Annotated in this window: 17 protein-coding genes; 11 read left to right on the top strand and 6 right to left on the bottom strand. The window is 67.8% G+C overall.

Annotated features, from left to right (window positions below; all coding sequences use genetic code 11):
• The 6 genes from cheY to flhD form a co-directional block, all read right to left on the bottom strand.
• The gene (gene cheY, locus SM757_RS11770; protein WP_066332550.1) at nucleotides 1–402 is read right to left on the bottom strand and encodes a chemotaxis response regulator CheY; all 402 of its coding nucleotides are present in this window, start codon (nucleotides 400–402) and stop codon (nucleotides 1–3) included.
• The gene (gene motB, locus SM757_RS11765; RefSeq protein ID WP_066332546.1) at nucleotides 399–1373 is read right to left on the bottom strand and encodes a flagellar motor protein MotB; all 975 of its coding nucleotides are present in this window, start codon (nucleotides 1371–1373) and stop codon (nucleotides 399–401) included. Before motB ends, cheY begins: the two co-directional genes overlap by 4 nt.
• A gap of 33 nt (nucleotides 1374–1406) precedes the next feature.
• The gene (motA, locus tag SM757_RS11760) at nucleotides 1407–2267 is read right to left on the bottom strand and encodes a flagellar motor stator protein MotA (protein WP_066332544.1); all 861 of its coding nucleotides are present in this window, start codon (nucleotides 2265–2267) and stop codon (nucleotides 1407–1409) included.
• An 84-nt stretch (nucleotides 2268–2351) separates the two neighbouring features.
• Nucleotides 2352–3539, bottom strand: coding sequence for an HD-GYP domain-containing protein (locus SM757_RS11755; protein WP_322465606.1), 1188 nt, complete (start codon nucleotides 3537–3539; stop codon nucleotides 2352–2354).
• Nucleotides 3540–3685: 146 nt separating this feature from the next.
• The gene (gene flhC, locus SM757_RS11750) at nucleotides 3686–4225 is read right to left on the bottom strand and encodes a flagellar transcriptional regulator FlhC (RefSeq protein ID WP_066332542.1); all 540 of its coding nucleotides are present in this window, start codon (nucleotides 4223–4225) and stop codon (nucleotides 3686–3688) included.
• 109 nt (nucleotides 4226–4334) lie between these two features.
• Entirely contained in the window at nucleotides 4335–4658 is a 324-nt protein-coding gene (gene flhD / locus SM757_RS11745) for a flagellar transcriptional regulator FlhD (protein ID WP_066332744.1), read from the bottom strand.
• Nucleotides 4659–5228: 570 nt separating this feature from the next.
• On the opposite strand from flhD, the gene SM757_RS11740 reads away from it, so the two are divergent.
• From SM757_RS11740 to SM757_RS11690, 11 genes are all read left to right on the top strand, one after another.
• Nucleotides 5229–6101 carry a flagellin N-terminal helical domain-containing protein gene (locus tag SM757_RS11740; RefSeq protein WP_322465605.1) on the top strand — a complete coding sequence of 291 codons (873 nt, stop codon included), beginning with the start codon at nucleotides 5229–5231 and terminating at the stop codon, nucleotides 6099–6101.
• A 228-nt stretch (nucleotides 6102–6329) separates the two neighbouring features.
• Entirely contained in the window at nucleotides 6330–7205 is an 876-nt protein-coding gene (locus SM757_RS11735) for a flagellin N-terminal helical domain-containing protein (RefSeq protein WP_322465604.1), read from the top strand.
• 158 nt (nucleotides 7206–7363) lie between these two features.
• Complete coding sequence (gene fliD, locus SM757_RS11730) at nucleotides 7364–8788, top strand: flagellar filament capping protein FliD (RefSeq protein WP_066332533.1); 1425 nt, start codon at nucleotides 7364–7366, stop codon at nucleotides 8786–8788.
• A gap of 124 nt (nucleotides 8789–8912) precedes the next feature.
• A complete protein-coding gene (gene fliS, locus SM757_RS11725; protein ID WP_066332530.1) occupies nucleotides 8913–9350 on the top strand; it encodes a flagellar export chaperone FliS in 438 nt (145 codons plus the stop codon).
• 83 nt (nucleotides 9351–9433) lie between these two features.
• Nucleotides 9434–9733 (top strand): flagellar protein FliT, encoded by a 300-nt coding sequence (locus SM757_RS11720; protein ID WP_066332526.1) that lies wholly within the window; start codon nucleotides 9434–9436, stop codon nucleotides 9731–9733.
• A gap of 118 nt (nucleotides 9734–9851) precedes the next feature.
• Complete coding sequence (locus SM757_RS11715) at nucleotides 9852–10973, top strand: glycosyltransferase (RefSeq protein WP_322465603.1); 1122 nt, start codon at nucleotides 9852–9854, stop codon at nucleotides 10971–10973.
• A complete protein-coding gene (locus SM757_RS11710; protein WP_322465602.1) occupies nucleotides 10970–11611 on the top strand; it encodes a glycosyltransferase family 32 protein in 642 nt (213 codons plus the stop codon). The genes SM757_RS11715 and SM757_RS11710 overlap by 4 nt, the downstream gene beginning before the upstream one ends.
• Before the next feature lie 21 nt (nucleotides 11612–11632).
• Nucleotides 11633–12298, top strand: a complete 666-nt coding sequence (locus tag SM757_RS11705; protein WP_322465601.1) for a class I SAM-dependent methyltransferase — start codon at nucleotides 11633–11635, stop codon at nucleotides 12296–12298.
• A gap of 187 nt (nucleotides 12299–12485) precedes the next feature.
• Complete coding sequence (locus SM757_RS11700) at nucleotides 12486–14333, top strand: O-linked N-acetylglucosamine transferase, SPINDLY family protein (protein ID WP_322465600.1); 1848 nt, start codon at nucleotides 12486–12488, stop codon at nucleotides 14331–14333.
• 20 nt (nucleotides 14334–14353) lie between these two features.
• Complete coding sequence (locus tag SM757_RS11695) at nucleotides 14354–16546, top strand: type I secretion system permease/ATPase (RefSeq protein WP_322465599.1); 2193 nt, start codon at nucleotides 14354–14356, stop codon at nucleotides 16544–16546.
• A gap of 10 nt (nucleotides 16547–16556) precedes the next feature.
• A complete protein-coding gene (locus SM757_RS11690; RefSeq protein WP_322465598.1) occupies nucleotides 16557–17771 on the top strand; it encodes an HlyD family efflux transporter periplasmic adaptor subunit in 1215 nt (404 codons plus the stop codon).
• Nucleotides 17772–17865: the final 94 nt, after the last annotated feature.

The raw sequence follows: 17865 nt of genomic DNA, 5'->3' as shown, positions 1-17865 counted from the left end.
TCAAGCCTTTGCGGCCGTCATCTTCTGCAGGATCTTCTGCACCTTCTCTTCCAGCGTCGCCTTGGTGAAAGGCTTGACGATGTAGCCGGCCGCACCGCTTTGCGCCGCACGCACGATGTCCTCCTTGCGCGCCTCGGCCGTCACCATGAGCACCGGCAGGTGCTTGAGCGCCGGGTCCGCCTTGACGGAGGCCAGCAGCTCGAAGCCGTTCATGTTGGGCATGTTGATGTCGCTGACGACGAAGTCGAACTTCTGGTTCTTGAGCATGCTCAGCGCAATGGCGCCATCCTCGGCCTCGTCGGCGTTGTGGCAACCCATTTCCTTGAGCAGCCCGCGCACGATGCGGCGCATGGTGGAGAAGTCGTCGACGATCAGGAATTTCAGATCGGAAGGGTTGCTCATGGTGTGATTCGGGGACGGATGTTGGGAGGAACCGGCGTTGCCGGCGCCACGGTGCCAGGAGAAGCCGGCTCAGGCGCGGAGTCCAGGGCTTCGGCAAGGTCGGAAGCGTTGCGGAAGAAACGTTCTTCGGCTTCGCGGTTCATGACGAGAATGCTGATGCGCCGATTTTGCGGGTTCAGCGGGTCTTTGGGATCGAAAAGCACGCTGGAGGCCAGGCCCTGCACGCGCAGCACGCGATCTTCGGGCAGCCCCGCGCCAATGAGCTCGCGGCGGCTGGCGTTGGCGCGGTCGCTGGAGAGCTCCCAGTTGCTGTAGCCGCGCTCGCCGCCGGAGTAGAGCTGCGCGTCGGTGTGGCCTTCGAGCGTGAGGCGGTTGGAGATGTCGGCCAGCGTCTGGCCGATCTCGCGCAGCAGCTCGCGCATGTAGGGCTGCACCACGGCGCTGCCGGTGGCGAACATGGGGCGGTTGCGCTCGTCGACGATTTGTATGCGCAAACCGTCGCGCACCATCTCCACCTTGATCTGCGAGGACATCTGCGCCAGGCGCGGGTTCTCGCCCAGCTTGGACAACACCTTGGCGCGCAGCGCCTCCAGGCGGCGGCGCTCCTGGCGCGCCTGCTCGGCCTTGAGCTGCCTGACGGCCTCGGCCGGGTCGGGGTCGCTTTTCTTGACCTGCCCGGCGCTGCGCGTGAGGTCCTGCCCGCCGCCCTTGATGATGCTTTGCGCATCGCCCGTGCTGTTGCCCGTCTGGCCCATCACCATGACCTTCAGCGGCGCGTTGAAGTAGTCGGCAATGCCCTTGCGGTCGCCCTCGGTGACCGAGCCCATCAGCCACATCAGCAGGAAGAAGGCCATCATCGCCGTGACGAAGTCGGCATAGGCGATCTTCCAGGCACCGCCGTGGTGCCCGTGGCCGCCCTTCTTCACCCGCTTGATGATGATGGGCTGCAGCTTCTTGTTGTCGCCTGCCATGGAATGGTCCTGCCGGGTGCCTGCGCCGCCGGTTTACTTCTTGCCCTTGACGTGGCTTTCGAGCTCGGCGAAGGTGGGCCGCTCGGTCGAGTACAGCACCTTGCGTCCAAACTCCACGGCCACCTGCGGCGCGTAACCCTGCATGGAGGCCAGCAGCGTGGTCTTGATGCACTGCAGCTCCTTGGTGCTTTCGTCGATCTTCTGTTCCATGAGCCCGGCCAGCGGCTCGAAGATGGCGTAGGACAGCAAGATGCCCAGGAAGGTCCCCACGAGGGCCGAGCCGATCATGGCGCCCAGCACCGCCGGGGGCTGGCCCACGGAGCCCATGGTGTTGACCACCCCCAGCACGGCCGCCACGATGCCGAAGGCCGGCAGGCCGCCGGCCACCCGCGTCATGGCCGCCGCCGGCGCATGCGCCTCGGCGTGGTGGGTATCGATCTCGCTGTCCATGAGGCTTTCAATCTCATGCGCATTGAGGTTGCCCGAGACCATCATGCGCAAGTAGTCGGTGATGAACTCCACCACGTGGTGGTCGGCGCTGACCGAGGGGTAGCGCTGGAACAGCGCGGACTCGCCGGGCGACTCCACGTCGTTCTCGATGGCGATCAGGCCTTCCTTGCGCGCCTTTTGCAGGATGTCGTAGAGCAGCGCCATGAGCTCCAGGTAGCGTGTCTTGCTGTACTTGGAGCCCTTGAAGCACGCGGCCACCCCGCGCCCCGTGGCCTTGAGCACCTTGGGCTGGTTGTTCGCCACGAACGCGCCAGCCGCCGCGCCACCGATGGTGATCAGCTCGAACGGCAGCGCATGCAACACGACGGAAATATTCCCGCCGTGAGCCACGAACACACCAAAAACGCAGGCCAGCGCAACACCCCAGCCAATGAAAACGAACATGAAAGGTGGAGAGTTTTTGAGTGTTTCTGTTATCGGCCCACGATAGGGAGGATTTAAGAAACCCTCTGCCGCGCGCCCTTCGGTTCAGCGCAACAGCGCCAACAACTTCTCATGATTGGGCCGCTCGCGCACCTTGGTGCAATCGAGCGCGGACTTTACGGCGTAGCCGGGCAAGGCAGTGTCACGCAAGCGTGGACGGAATACGGGAGCGCCCTGCGCGTCCGTGAAGGCCGCCACGCGCGGCGCGTTGGCGCGGCTGCCGCGCGACAGCACCAGGGCCTGCTCGCCGCCGGCCAGTTGCACGAAGCTGCCCGGCGGGTACATGCCCATGGTCTTGAGCAGCGCCGAGCCGATCTCGTCGGCGTGCCCGTCGGCGTCCAGGCAGGCCTCGCGCAGCGCACGCAGGCCCGACAGCGGCGCGCGGCGCCCGCGGCGGCTGAGCTTGGCGCAGAAGATGTCCACGCGGCGCAGCAGTTGCGCGGCCTGCTGCGCCGGGGTGAGCTGCTCCGGCGGCGTGGTGGCGTTTTGCGCGTCGTGGTGCAGCATCACGGCGCTGAGCCACACCGCATCGGCCACGCCCGCGGCGGCCAGCAGCCGCGCCGCCTCGCGCGGATGGTTGGCCACTTGCATCCGCATGCCCGTGCTCAGCCCCGTGTCGCGCTGCGCCAGCATGTCCTGCAACGCGCGCATGGCCACGTTCATGGTCAGCGCCGCGTTCTCCAGCGATTCCACCATCTCCGTGCTCCAGCCCATGGCGCGCGCGCACTCGCCGGCAATGAGCATGCAGCGCAGCGCCTGGTGGCAGCTGTAGAGGTTGGCGTGCATGCCGCCGGTGTAGATGAGGTGGCACACGGAGGCATCCAGCGCGCGCTCGGCCACCTGGCGCACGCGCTGGCGCACCGAGCACAGCTCGCGCACCCAGCCCGGATCCGCTCGCGGCTCGCGCAGCACCGAATCCAGCGCCACCACCAGCGTGGACCACTCCCGGCCCAGGCTCAGCCGCTTTTGCACGGCGCCGTACTCGTCGAAGTCGTCCTCGTCGTCCTCGGCGATCTTGCGCCGCTTGGAGACGTCCACGCCCATGAGCTGGCGTCGCCAGGCCATGCTTTGCGCCTCGTCGGCAAACAGCTCCCAGCGCAGCAGGTAGGTCAGCGTGTTGGGCTCGATCTGCTGCCCCGCGGCCAGCAGCAACCGGCCTTTGCCGTCAAAGACGTCAAAGGGCAGTTCGTTGTTGGTCTCCAGGTAGGGCTGCGGAAAGGGAACGAGCTTCACGGAGGGACGGCGGCAGGCGCATGGGCGGGCGCCGTGGCGGGCGCGGGCCAGAAGTTATCGGCACGGGCGGCAGCGAACTTGAGCTGCATCAACGTTGCGCCAGAGCGGGCCCGCGTGCGCGGCGGGCCGCTAGAGCGGCGGCGGCGTCAGTGCATGGACAGGCTGCCCGCGGCCTTGCCCTTGCCCGCGCGCGCCGGCGGATTGCACAGCCCGCACACGTAGTGCTTGGCGATCTCGTGCGGGTGCGTCACGAAGTGGCCGCCGCAGCGGCTGCACTTGGTCATGGCCAGCATGCCGTTGTCCACGAACTTGACCAGGCGCCAGGCGCGCGTGACCGACAGCAGCGGCTCCAGCCCCTGGGAGCTCGTGTGCTCCAGGTAGAGCTGGTAGGCCTTGATGATGATGTCGATGTCCTCCAGCGCCGCGCTCTTGTTCAGGTACTCGTGGATGTTGAGGAAGAGACTGGCGTGGATGTTGGGCTGCCAGGTCATGAACCAGTCCGTGGAAAACGGCAGCTGGCCCTTGCTGGGGCTCTTGCCCGACACTTCCTTATAGAGGCGCAGCAGCCGCTCGTAGCTCAGGTCGGTTTCGCTCTCCAGCACCTGCAGCCGGGCCCCCAGGTTGATCAGCGTGACGGCGCGTTCGATCTGGCGGGCTTCGGAGAGGATGCTTTTGTTGCGGGCCATGGCGGAATTTGGTGACTGCGACTGCGACTGCAACTGCGGGCGCGGACTGCGGACGCGGTTGCGCGTGGAACGGACTTGAGAAAGGGCAGGCGCGCGGCGCGCCGGCGGCTCAGGCCGCTTCCTGGTGGCGCCCGGCCATCAATATGGAAGCATGCAGCCGGTTGACGCCGTCGTTGGCGGCACCGCGGCCATGGTTGGTGAGCAGGTTCCACACCAGCTCGTCGTCCATGCGGAAGCGGCACAGCAGCGTGTTGCCGGAGGCGATCTTGAGCATCTGCGCCGGCGTGAGCGTGCCGATGAGGCCGGCGGTCTCGTCGGAAATGCCCAGCCGGTACAGCGCCTGCTCGCGGTCGCTGCGGATGAGGCTTTGCGCCAGCATCAGGTACGACAGGTTGGCTTCCCGAATCTCGGCAAGGATCTGTTCGGTGTTCATGGCGTTCTCCGGCAAGGTGAATGGGGCGTTTGCAGCGTGGTGTGAACTGTAGAAGCCGAAGAAGCGGGCCAATATCGGCCCATCTCCGTCCGTTTTGTCTTGTTTTTTCCAGCCCCTTGTCAGGCAAATTCCTACAAGGCCCGGGCCGCCTACAGGCACCCGCTCCCGGGCGCGGCCGGGTGGCTTCCCTCTGTGGCGGCGTGCCGCGCGGGCACAAGAAAAACAGTTCTCAAGTTCCCTAAACCGTCTCCGATAACCAGATGACAGCGCTTTCTCCGCCTACGGAAAAGCGGCCAAAAATCACATCAAATTTGTGTTGACGCCCCCCTAAAGTTCTTCCGGGCCCCCTCCGATAACAAACACAACGGATCGCAAAAACGGTTCGGGGTCCGACAGTAGGAGCCGGACGCAGACAAGGAACACGGGCATCGAGCCCACCAAGGTCTGCACGGATGACTACCGCCGGGCGCAGTCGGCGGACAACCGCTGATGCGGTGCGAGGGCGGGTGCCCATGCACCGGGGCAATGCCGGCGTCTGCCGGGGTCATCTACTAGACACGGAGTTTCATCATGAGCATGTCTGTCAATACCAACATCGCGTCACTCAACGCGCAGCGCAATCTCCAGGGCAACCAAGGTGCCGTGGCCACGTCGATGCAGCGCCTGTCCAGCGGCCTGCGCGTCAACAGCGCCAAGGACGACGCTGCCGGTCTGGCCATCGCCGAGCGCATGAACTCGCAAGTGCGCGGCATGAACCAGGCCGTGCGCAACTCCAACGACGGCATCTCCATGACGCAGACGGCGGAAGCCGCGCTGGGCAAGGTCGGTGACTCGCTGCAGCGCATGCGTGAGCTGGCCGTGCAGTCGGCCAACGACTCCAACAACACCTCTGACCGCGACTCGCTGGACAAGGAGTTTGGTGAGCTGGCCAAGGAAATCCAGCGCGTGATGGGCAACACCAGCTTCAACGGCAAGAAGATCCTGGGTGCCGACTCCAACGAGACCACGGGCTACCAATTCCAGATCGGTGCCAACACCTCCAGCGACGACACCATCGCGATCAAGACCAAGAACATGACCACGGCGGCTGAAATCACCACCGTGGCCGGAACGGACAACACGGGTGCGGGCCGCTCGGTGATCGACAACACCGCCGACAACGCCGCCATCCACACCGTGATGGACAACATCGACAAGGCCATCGACCTGGTCAACAACGAGCGCGCCACCATGGGCGCCAACCAGTCGCGCTTCGAGTCGGTGATCTCCAACCTGCAGTCGGCCTCGGAAAGCCAGTCCGCCGCCAAGAGCCGCATCATGGACACCGACTTCGCGGCCGAAACCGCCAACCTGTCGCGCGCCCAGATCCTGCAGCAGGCCGGCACCGCCATGCTGGCGCAGGCCAACCAGCAGCCCCAGCAGGTCATGTCGCTGCTCCGCTGATCCCGGCGACAGCACCGCTTGCGCTCCAGACGCGAGCGCCAAGGGCCTCCCCGCAAGGGTCGAGGCCCTTTTTCTTACCAGCCACGGGTTTCACGGCGGCAAACTGCGCCGAAAACACCCTGCTTGTCGCAGCTTTCACACGCCGCGCCTGGCGAAAGAATCCTCCTACCCGCCGAGGTCGTCCACAGGACGGGCCGCACGCCGCCAACCTGAACCTTTGCCACCGCCATGTCCCAATCCATCAACACCAACCTGGCTTCCCTCGTTGCGCAGCGCAATATGCAGGGCAACCAGGGGGCCGTTTCCACGTCGATGCAGCGCCTGTCCAGCGGCCTGCGCGTCAACAGCGCCAAGGACGACGCGGCGGGTTTGGCCATTGCCGAGCGCATGAACGCCCAGGTGCGCGGCATGAACCAAGCCGTGCGCAACTCCAACGACGGCATCTCCATGACCCAGACCGTCGAAAGCGCGCTGGGCCGCGCCAGCGATGCGCTGCAGCGCATGCGTGAGCTGGCCGTGCAGTCGGGCAACGACTCCAACACCACCTCCGACCGCGACTCGCTGGACAAGGAGTTCGGCGAGCTTGCCGAGGAAGTGCAGCGCGTTCTGGGCAGCACGACCTTCAACGGCAAGCACGTGCTCGGCACCGACGCGCAGCCCACCACCGGCTTCAAGTTCCAGATCGGTGCCAACACCACCACCGACGACACCATCACCGTCTTCACCAAGAGCATGACGACGGAGCCCAACATCATCGCGGTAGCCGGTACAGACAACACGGGTGCGGGCCGCGCGGTGATCGACAACACCGCCGACAACACGTCCATCCACACCGTGATGGACAACATCGACAAAGCGCTGGACCTGATCAACGACGAGCGTGCCAGCATGGGCGCCAACCAGTCGCGCTTCGAGTCGGTGATCTCCAACCTGCAGTCGGCCTCGGAGAACCAGTCCGCCGCCAAGAGCCGCATCATGGATGCCGACTTCGCCGCCGAAACCGCCAACCTGTCGCGCGCGCAAATCCTGCAGCAGGCCGGCACCGCCATGCTCGCGCAGGCCAATCAGCAACCGCAGCAGGTGATGAAGCTGCTGCAAGGCTGACGCACTCGCCTTCGCCGCGCGGGCCGCTGCCCCGCGCGGCCTTGGCCGCTTCGCCTTCAGACCCCGCGCCTGCCGTCGTGGCCAGCGCGAAATCATTCAAGTTCCGCCGGCTCGCGCCGATCTGACACGTACCCCATCAAGCCCTGAAGGACCGGAGCATGGCCACCCTATCTTCCACCGGCATAGGCAGCGGGCTCAACGTCAGCAGCATCCTGAGCCAGCTGGAGGCTGTCGAGCGCAAGCCCATAGACAACCTGCAGACCGCCGCCAAGTCCATAGATTCGCAAATCTCGGCCTACGGAAAGATCCAAAGCTTGATGTCCACGCTGCGCGACAGCGCAGCGGCGCTGGCATCGACCAGCCTGTGGAAACAGGGCACGGCCACGCCTTCGGACACGACCGTGATGTCGGCCACCGCCACCAGCGGCGGCCTGGCCGCGGGCGACTACGCGGTGTCGGTGTCGCAGATCGCGCGGGCGCAGACGCTGTACTCGCGCGCCCTCTCGTCTTCGGCCGCCGTGGTGGGCGCCGGTTCGCTGACCATCCAGCTCATGAGCGGCTATTCCCCGCCCACGCCCAAGGATGGCAGCACCGCGGTGCAGCTGGACTTCAGCGACCCCAACACGACGCTGGAACAGGTGCGCGACCGCATCAACGGTGCCGACCTGGGCGTCAACGCCTCGCTCATACGTGACGCCACCGGCGCCGCGCGGCTGGCCCTGACGGCCAAGAATTCCGGCACGCAGAACCAGATCTCCATCACGGGCACGGACGGCCTGGCCGGCTTCAGTTACCCGCCCTCGGACACCTCCGACGTCACCAACCCCGACCGCGTGCGCGAGGGCCAGTCGGCGCAGGACGCCAAGCTCACCATCAACGGCGTGCCGGTCACGGCGTCTTCCAATCAGATCGCCGACGCCCTGCCCGGCGTGACGCTGAACCTGACCAAGGAAACGACCACGCCCATCACGCTGAGCGTCAAGAACGACAACGCCGCGCAGGAAAAGGCGGTGCAGGACTTCGTGACCGCGTACAACGCGCTCAACACCCAGCTGGTCAACCAGACCAAGTACGACGACGCCACCAAGACCGCCGGGACACTGCAGGGCGACAGCGCCGCGCTGAGCATACGCAGCCAGATGCGCAGCCTGCTGCACGAGACCAACGGCGCCTCCAGCGTCTTCAGCTCGCTGCAGGCCATCGGCCTGTCCACGCAGACCGACGGCACCATCAAGGTCGACAGCACCAAGCTCAAGAAGGCACTGGAACAGCCCGCCGAGGTGGCCAAGCTCTTTTCCAGCACCGATAGCGACGTCAAGGGCAACAACGGCCTGGGCGTGCGCTTTCGCGAGCTGCTGGGCGGCATCACCGGCTCCGGCGGGCTGCTGACCTCGCGCACCGAGGGCCTGCAAAGCAAGCTCAAGCGCAACCAGGACGAGCAGGCCCGGCTGGAAGACCGCGTGAACGCCAACATGCTGCGGCTGCAAAAGCAGTACCAGGCGCTGGACAGCAAGATGTCCTCGCTCAACAGCCTGTCCACCTACATCACGCAACAGGTCACGGCCATGAACAACAGCGGCTGACCGCTGCTGAGGCGGCAGGCGGGCCCGGCGCCGGGCACCGCCCTTACAGGACAACGGCCGGCACCCGCGCCGGTGTTGCCGCAACCACCGTCCCATGACAACTCTCACTGATAGGGTAGAACCGATGTACACCGCCTCCCCCTTCTCGCGCCCCCCCATCGCGGCCCGCACGGGTCTGGCCAATGCCTACCACGAGGTTGGCGTGGTCACCGGCGTGACGACGGCCTCCCCGCACAGGCTCGTGGCCATGCTGTACGACGGGCTGATGACGGAGCTGACCAAGGCGCAAGGCGCCATCGGCAAGAAGGACGTGGAAGGCAAGTGCACCGCCATCTCGCGCGCGGTGCGCATCGTTGACGAAGGCCTGAAGTCCGCGCTGGACCTGCAGCAAGGCGGCCAGATCGCCCAGGACCTCAACGAGCTGTATGCCTACGTGTCCATGCGGCTGACGCTGGCCAACCTGCGCAGCAGCCCCGAGATGATCGAGGAATGCAAGCGCCTGATCGAGCCGGTGCGCGAGGCCTGGAAGGCCATCGGCCCGCAGGTCGAAGGCGCCCGCTGACCACGCCCGCGCGCGTGCACACCCTGCCGCACCACCCCACGCCCAACGCCTAACGCCGGCCCACGGCTGGCCCAAAGTTCTTCATGAACACTTCGCTGCTGAGCTACTACGAGGCCATAGAGAAGACCAGCGCCGACATGCTGCTGGCGGCTCAGCGTGGCGACTGGCAACAGTTCGTGGCGCTGGAAGGCACTTGCGGGAACCTGATTTCCCAACTGCGGCAGGCCGGCAGCGCGCGCAAGCTGCCCGTGGAGCAGGCGCGTGCCAAGGCCCGCATCCTGCAGCGCATCCTGCTCAACGACGCGCAGATCCGCCGCCTGGCCGAACCCTGGCTGGACGAGCTCGACGCCGTGCTGGCCGCCCGCCCCCGCACCGTGCATTGAGCACCCCACGCCGGCCACGGCGTGAACGCTTCATCACCCACAACGCCGCGCGCAGCGGCGGCGCCGCGCCATCCGCCGGCGCTGCCCGTTGCCGCCTGGCAACCCTCCCTCTTTCGCCATGGGCAAGAAACCACGCGGCGCACGCGGCAACGCACCGCCGGCCCGGCCGGCGCAGCCGGACATCGCCCTGGTCGTCATCGCGCGCGACGAGGCCCGCTGCATCGCGCGCTGCCTGCAAAGCGCCGCGCCCCACGTGCGCCGCATGCTGGTGCTGGACACGGGCTCCACGGACGCCACCGTGGAGATCGCCCGCCGCTGCGGCGCGCGCGTGGAGCACCTGGCCTGGACAGGCGACTTCTCCGCCGCGCGCAACGCCGCGCTGGCCCTGGCCGACGCCGACTGGCACCTGGTGCTGGACGCCGACGAATGGCTGGAAGCCGGCGCACACGCGCTGCGGGGCGCCGCCCTGGCCGAGCCCTTCCTCGGCCTAGTGACGGTGCGCAGCGACATCGCCGTGGGAGCGCACCAGGAGCACAGCCGCACCTGGCTGCCGCGGCTGCTGCCGCGCGGCGTGCGCTACGAGGGTCGCATCCACGAGCAGCCCGTTTCCTGCCTGCCGCGCCGGCGGCTGCCGCTGGTGCTTGGGCATGACGGCTATGCAGCCGCGCAACTCGCCCAAAAGGCCGGCCGCAACCGCGAGATATTGCTGCGCGAAATCCAGGACCACCCCGGCGACGCTTATGTGCGCTACCAATTGGGCAAGGACATGGAAATCCACCGCGAATTCCAGAGCGCCTGCGAGGCATATTTCCGCGCCCTGGAAGGTGCGCCCGCGCAAGCGGCTTGGCGCAAGGACGCGGCCGTGCGGCTGATGTATTGCCTGGCGCAGTCCCGGCAATTCGAGCGCGCCATCGTCCTGTCCGGCGACCTCATGGACGACTGCCAGCACTTTCCCGACTACTTTTTCGCGCTGGGCAATCTTTTCCTGGACATGGCGGTGGCGCAACCCGGCCAGGCCCATGAACAATGGCTGCCCATGGCCGAATCGGCCTGGCTGCGCTGCCTGGAGCTGGGCGAGCGCCCGGACCTGGACGGCGTGCAGGGCCGCGGCAGTTTCCTGGCCGCCCACAATCTCGCCGTGCTCTACGGTGGCCTGCAGAATCCGCAGCGCCAGCGGCATTACGAAAACCTCGCCCGCCAATTGCGGCAAAACTCCACCGCACCGGCTCGACAAGCATGATCAGCAAGAAGCTTCATTTCATCTGGGTCGGCGACGAGAGCAAGCGCCCCAACAATTGCATAGACACCTGGGTACGCCGCCATCCCGGCTGGGATATTCGCATCTGGGGCAATGAGGATCTCGCATCCACCGAATGGATCAATGCCCGCCACATGCGCGACATGTCCAGCAAGGAATTGAACGGCGTGGCCGACATGATGCGCTGGGAGATTCTCTACAACGAGGGCGGCATCGTGCTGGATGCCGACAGCCTATGCACCCGGCCGCTGCCGGAATGGATGCTGGAATCCGAAGCCTTCGCCTGCTGGGAAAACGAGCTGGAGCGGCCCATGCTGATTGCGGCCGGCTACGTCGGCTCGGTGCCGGAAAATCCGTTTTTCGGCCAGATCATTCTCGACATCCAGGCCAAGGCCACGGTGACCGACGACATGGCCTGGAAGACGGTGGGGCCCATGGCGCTGAGCGAGGCCTATTACAAGCACAAGTACAGCGGCCTGACCATCTACCCCAGCCATTTCTTCATTCCCGAGCATTTCTCCGGCGCACGCTACGAGGGCCCGGGGCCGGTATTTGCGCAGCAGGAGTGGGGCAGCACGCGGCGCGCTTATGACGAGCTGCACCTGAAGACTTTCGAATAACCACACCCCTGCAGCATGACCATGGACACGCCCGCCGCGCCACCGGATCTGTCGGCCTCCCAATTGGCCCGGCGCCATGCGCCCTATTTCGTGCAAACCGTTCCCGTGCGCTCCGAGCTGCAGGGCCACCGCCGGCTGGACGTATTCCGGCAATTGTGCGAAGGCCGCCGCGTGCTGCACGTGGGCTGCGTGGACTGGCCTATTACCGATGTTCGCCAAAGCCTGCACCTGCAGCTCGCGCCTTATTGCGCGCAGCTCGACGGCTTCGACATACACGCCGAAATTTTCGATGTGCTGCGCCCCGCCCTGCCCCAGGGTTCCCGCCTTTTCTCCGACTGGGCCGAGGTGACGGAAGAATATGACCTGGTGCTGGTGCCCGAGGTTTTGGAGCACGTGCCGGACGTTCAGGGTTTTCTGGGGCAACTGGACAAGGTCAAGGCCAAAGAGTATGTCATCACCGTACCGGATGCCTACTCCTGCTTTTCCGCCCATTTTGAGCATTTGCCCGACCAGGGCACGGTGGTGGAAGTCGTGCATCCGGACCACAATTGTTGGTATACCCCCTACACCTTCAGCAACGTGCTGAAAAAATATACGCCCTGGCGGCTGGACGGACTGTGGTTTTTCAACCGCATTTCCCTGCTGGCCCTGCTGAGCAAATTGCCCGGCAACCCGCCGCTCGAATAGCGCCGGCCACGGCACCGGTAATTTTTGGCAATTTGACCTGCCGATGCGTTCCCGGCGGCGTTTGGACGTACCGGCTGCGGGGAGGCCCGTCCGGTGATCTGGCGGGCCTTCCCGGGCTTGATGCGGCGATTGGGCGCGGCGCGGGTTTCCGACAATTCCCACTGAAGCATTTTCTGCCGGCCTGACCATGCCCTCAACGAAGTCCGTTTCCCTGCCTGCGACCCAAGAAGCCGCGCTGGCCCCCATGCTGGTCCAGGCCCGCTCGGGGAAGATGCCGCTGGCCGAGCTGCTCGACAGTGCCGGGCGGCTGAGCCAGCAGGGGCTGCCGGAAGCCTCGGCCAAGCTCTACGAGAGCTGGATTGCGCACACCGCCTCGCCGCTGCGCCATGTGGCCTGCTTCAACTGGGGCACGGTGCTGGGCGCGCTTGGGCGCGCCGCGGAGGCCGAGCGCGCCTACCGCCAGGCGCTGGAGCTGGCCCCGGGCTTTGCGCAGGCGCGGCTGAACCTGGGCCACCAGCTCGAACGCCTTGGGCGTCATGACGAGGCCCTGGCGCAATGGGCGCCCATCGCCAAGGCCCCGGCCACCGATGCCGCGGGCATGGAGCTCAGGCTGCACGCGCTCAACAACTCCGCGCGGCTGTGCGAGCAGCTGCGCCGCTTCCAGGAGGCCGAGCAGTTCCTGCACGAGAGCCTGAGCATCAACCCCTCGCAGTCCGGCCCCATACAGCACTACGTGCACCTGCGCCAGAAGCAGTGCGAATGGCCGGTGTACCAGCCCTTTGGCGCACTCACGCACTACCAGATGCTGGCCAACACGTCGGCGCTGGCCATGCTCAGCGCCACCGACGATCCGGCGCTGCACATGGTGGCGGCACAGCGCTACCTGCTGGAGCGCACGCCCAAGCCGCCGCTGGTGCCGCTGCACGCCGGGCGGCCCAAGCGCAGCGGGCGCATCAAGATCGGCTACCTCTCCGGCGACCTGCACATGCATGCCGTGGGCCTGCTCACGGCCGAGCTCTACGAGCTGCACGACCGCAAGCGCTTCGAGGTGCATGCCTTTTGCTGGAGCAGCGAGGACGCCAGCCCGCTGCGCGCGCGGCTCAAGGCCTCGTTCGACAAGCTCTGGCCCCTGGCCGGGCTCTCCGACGAGGCCGCGGCGCAGCTCATCGCCCAGCAGGACATCGACATCCTGGTGGACCTGCAGGGCCTGACGGCCGGCGCCCGCCCCGCCATCCTCGTGCACCGTCCCGCGCCGGTGCAGGTGAGCTACCTGGGCTTCCCCGGCTCCTGCGGCATCCCCGGCGTGGACTGGGTCATTGCCGACCGCTACGTCATGCCGCCGCAGCTGCTGCCCTTCAGCAGCGAGAAGCCCATCTACGTGCCCGACTGCTACCAGATCAGCGACCGCAAGCGCGAGGTCGGCGCGCCCACCACGCGCGAGAAGTGCGGGCTGCCCGCCGACGCCTTCGTCTACTGCGCCTTCAACAACAACTTCAAGTTCACCGAGGACGTCTTCCGCAGCTGGATGCGCGTGCTGCACGCCGTTCCCAACAGCGTGCTGTGGCTGCTGGCCGACAACGAGTGGTCGCAGGAGAACATGCGCCGTGCCGCCGACGCCCAGGGCGTGGCGCGCGAGCGGCTGATCTTCGCGCCGCGCGTGGCGCCGCCGGACTACCTGGCGCGGCTGCAGATGGCCGACCTCTTCCTCGACACCTTCCCCTACAACGGCGGCACCACCGTCAGCGACGTGCTGTGGATGGGCGTGCCGGTGCTCACCCTCTCCGGGCGCACCTACATCTCGCGCATGGCCGGCAGCCTGCTCACGCACGTGGGCCTGCCGGACCTCATCACCGACACGCTGGCGGACTACGAGCGCCTGGCCATCGTGCTGGGCCGCACGCCCGCGCGCGTGGCCTCCCACCGGCGCTACCTGGCCGAGCACGGGCGGCAGTCGGTGCTGTTCGACATCCCGCGCTTCATGCGCGGCTACGAAGCCGAGCTCGAGCGCCTGGCGCTGCAGCACCGCGCCGGTTGAGCCTCCTCAGGAAGTCGTTCATGCGCCCCGAAAACACCGCGGCGGCCGACCCGCTGCTTTCCGCGCTGCTGTGGCTGTCGCGCCATCACGGCCGCAACCACAGCGCCGCCTCGCTGCTGGCGGGCCAGCCCGTGGACGGGCTGCTGGCGGCGCCGCAGGCGCTGCGGGTGATGCAGGCCGCCGGCTTCAAGGCCGGCGTCGTGGAGCGTCCGCTGGCGCAGCTCAGCGAGCTGCTGTTCCCGGCCGTGCTGCTGCTGCACGAGCGTGGCGTGTGCATCGTGCTGCGCCGGCTCGACGGCGCGCGCTACGAGATCGTGGACCCGGTCAGCGGCGCCACTTCCGAGCAGGATGAAGCCACGCTGGCGGGTCGCCACAGCGGCTACGCGCTGCTGGCCACGCCGCGGGCCGTTGACGCGCGCGCGGCCGCGCGCAGCGACGCGCCGCACTGGCTGTGGGGCACGCTGCGCCGCTTCCTGCCGCATTACCGCTCGGCCCTGTTGGCGGCGCTGCTGAGCAACGTGCTGACCATGGGCATAGGCCTGCTGTCGTCCATTACCTTCGACAAGGTCATCCCCACCCAGGCCTTCATGACCATGTGGGCGCTGGCCGGCATGACGCTGCTGGCGCTGGGCTTCGACATGGCCGCGCGCCAGCTGCGCAGCCACCTCATCGACCTGGCGGGCAAGAAGTGCGACCTGCTGGTGGGCTCCGTGCTGTTCCGGCAGACGCTGGACGTGCGCATGGAGCACCGCCCGGCCTCGGCCGGCGCCTGCGCGCACCAGATGGCGCAGATCGAGCTGGTGCGCGACTTCACCGCCTCGGCCACGCTCTCGGCGCTGTCGGACGTGCCCTTCGTGCTGCTGTTCACGGCCATGATCTTCGCCACGGCCGGCCCGCTGGGCTGGGTGATGGTGGCGGCCATTCCGCTGGTGCTGGGCACGGCGCTGGGCATGCAGACCTCGCTGCGCCGCACCATGCGCGACAACCTCAAGCACCAGGCCGACCAGCAGTCGCTGCTGGTGGAGGCGCTGGAAGGGCTGGAAGACCTCAAGGCCGCCGGCGCGCAGGGCCGCTTCGTGCAGCGCCACGACCAGGCCATCGCCGCCGGCGCCGAAACCTCGCTGCGCTCGCGCCGGCTCATGAGCTGGACGCAGAACCTCAGCTCCGTGGCCCAGCAGCTGGTGACGCTGGCCATGCTGGTGTGGGGCGTGCACCTCATCGCCGACGGCCACCTCACCAGCGGCGCGCTCATCGGCGGCATCATGTTCGCCGGGCGCGCCATCGCGCCGCTGACCGGCCTGGTGATGCTGGCCACGCGCTACCAGAGCGCACGCGCGGCGCTGCAGTCGCTGGACGAGCTGATGGCGCGCCCCTGCGAGCGCGACGCCGGCGCGCCCGTGCTGCCGCCCATGGCACTGAGCGGGCGCATCGGCCTGCGCGACGTGCAGTTCTCCTACCCGCCCACCGGCGAGGCGCCGGCGCCCCTGGTGCTGCGCGGCGTGAACCTGCGCTTCGAGCCGGGCGAGCGCGTGGCCGTCATCGGCCGCATAGGCAGCGGCAAGTCCACCGTGCTGCGCGTGATGGCCGGGCTGTACGAGCCCACCCAGGGCCGCGTGGAGGTGGACGGCATAGACCTGCGCCAGATGGACCGCGCCGACTTCCGCATGCAGTTGGGCTTCGTGTCGCAGGAGCCGCGGCTGTTCACCGGCACCCTGCGCGAGAACGTGGTGCTGGGCCGTCCGGGCGTGGACGCCGTGGCGCTGACCGAGGTGGCCAAGCTCACGGGGCTGGACCGGCTGGTGGAGTCCCACCCGCAGGGTTGGGAGCTGCAGGTCGGCGAGATGGGCGCGCTGCTGTCGGGCGGGCAACGCCAGCTCGTGGCGCTGGCGCGCTGCCTGGTCACGCGCCCGCGCATCCTGCTCATGGACGAGCCCACCAGCTCCATGGACGCGCAGTCCGAAGCCGCTTTCCTGCGCCAGCTCACTGCTGCCGCGGGCGATCGCACGCTGATCATGGTCACGCACCGTCCGGCCGTGCTCGATCTCGCGCAGCGCGTGGTGGTCATCGACGCCGGCCAAGTGCTGCTGGACGGCCCCAAGGCCCTGGTGATGGCCGCGCTGGCCGGCCAGAAGCCCGCCCCCGCTCCCGCCATCGCCGCCACCGCGTCCGCCGCGCCTGTCCCGCCGCCGGCAGCGGCGGCCACTCAAGCCTGAGCAGTTCATCATGGCTTCCCGTCCCACCATCAACGCCGAAGAGGCGCAATACCTGTCGGAGCTGCGCGCCGCGCAGCACCTGGACGACCTGCCGCGCGGCCGCTGGGCGCTGGTGCTGATCGCTGCGCTGCTGGGCGCGCTCGTGGCCTGGGCCGCGCTGTCGCGCGTGGACCGCGTGACGCGCGCCGATGGCCGCGTGATGGCCGACGGCCGCGAGCAGCAGGTGGCCAGCCTCGAAGGCGGGCTGCTGGCCGAGCTCATGGTGCGCGAAGGCGCCCGGGTGCACGCCGGCCAGCCGCTGGCGCGGCTGGACCCCACGCGCTACCAGGCCCAGCAGAACGAGGGCGAGGCCAAGCGCCTGGCGCTGCGCGCCACCATCGCGCGGCTGGAGGCCGAGGCCGGCACGCAGCCGCTGCGCTTCCCCGCGGACGTGCAGCGCGACGCCGCCACCGTGCGCGCCGAAACCAGCGCCTTTCAGGCACGGCGCCGCGCGCTGGACGAGGCCGTGGCCGCCAACCGCCGCAGCGCCGAGCTGCTGCAGCGCGAGCTCGACGTGGCGCAGCAGATGTCGGCGCAGGGCCTGCTGTCGGAAGTGGAGGTGATGCGGCTGCAGCGCCAGCTCAACGACCAGAAGACGCAGGGCGAGGAGCGCATCAACCGCTTCCGCCAGGACGCCAGCACCGAGCTGCTGCGTGTGCGCACCGACCTCGCGCAGCTGGAGGAACAGCAGGGCGGGCGCGCCGACGTGCTGCGCCGCACCGTGCTGACCTCGCCCGTGGAGGGCTTCGTCAAGAACATACGCAGCGGCACGCTGGGCGGCGTGGTGTCGCCCGGCGGCGTGGTCATGGAGATCGTGCCCGCGAGCTCCAAGCTGCTGGTGGAGGTGCGGGTGAAGCCGGCGGAAATCGGCTTCCTGCACACCGGCCAGAACGCCGAGCTCAAGCTCAGCGCCTACGACGTGGCCGTCTACGGCGGGCTCAAGGGCCATGTCGAGTACATCAGCCCCGACGTGCTGGGCGACCCCGACCGCCCCGGCGGCGACGGCACCTACTACCGCGTGATGGTGCGCACCGAGGATGCCGTGCTGCGCCCCGCGCACGGCGAGCCGCTGCCCGTGATCCCGGGCATGACCGGCACCGTGGACATCCGCACCGGCGAGCGCTCGGTGCTGTCCTTCCTGCTGCGCCCCATGCTGCGGGCGAACGAAGTTTTCGAGAGCCGTTGAGCATGGCACGGCACAGCAGTACCCGCAGCCGCGCCGCGGCGACGGCCCCGGTGCGCGCGGCATGCGCGCTGCTGGCCGCAGCGCTGGCCTGGCC

The sequence above is a fragment of the Azohydromonas lata genome, assembly GCF_034427735.1.
GTDB lineage: Bacteria > Pseudomonadota > Gammaproteobacteria > Burkholderiales > Burkholderiaceae_C > Azohydromonas > Azohydromonas lata.
Note: the sequence above shows the minus strand (reverse complement) of the source record. Positions and strands in the feature narration are given on the sequence as shown.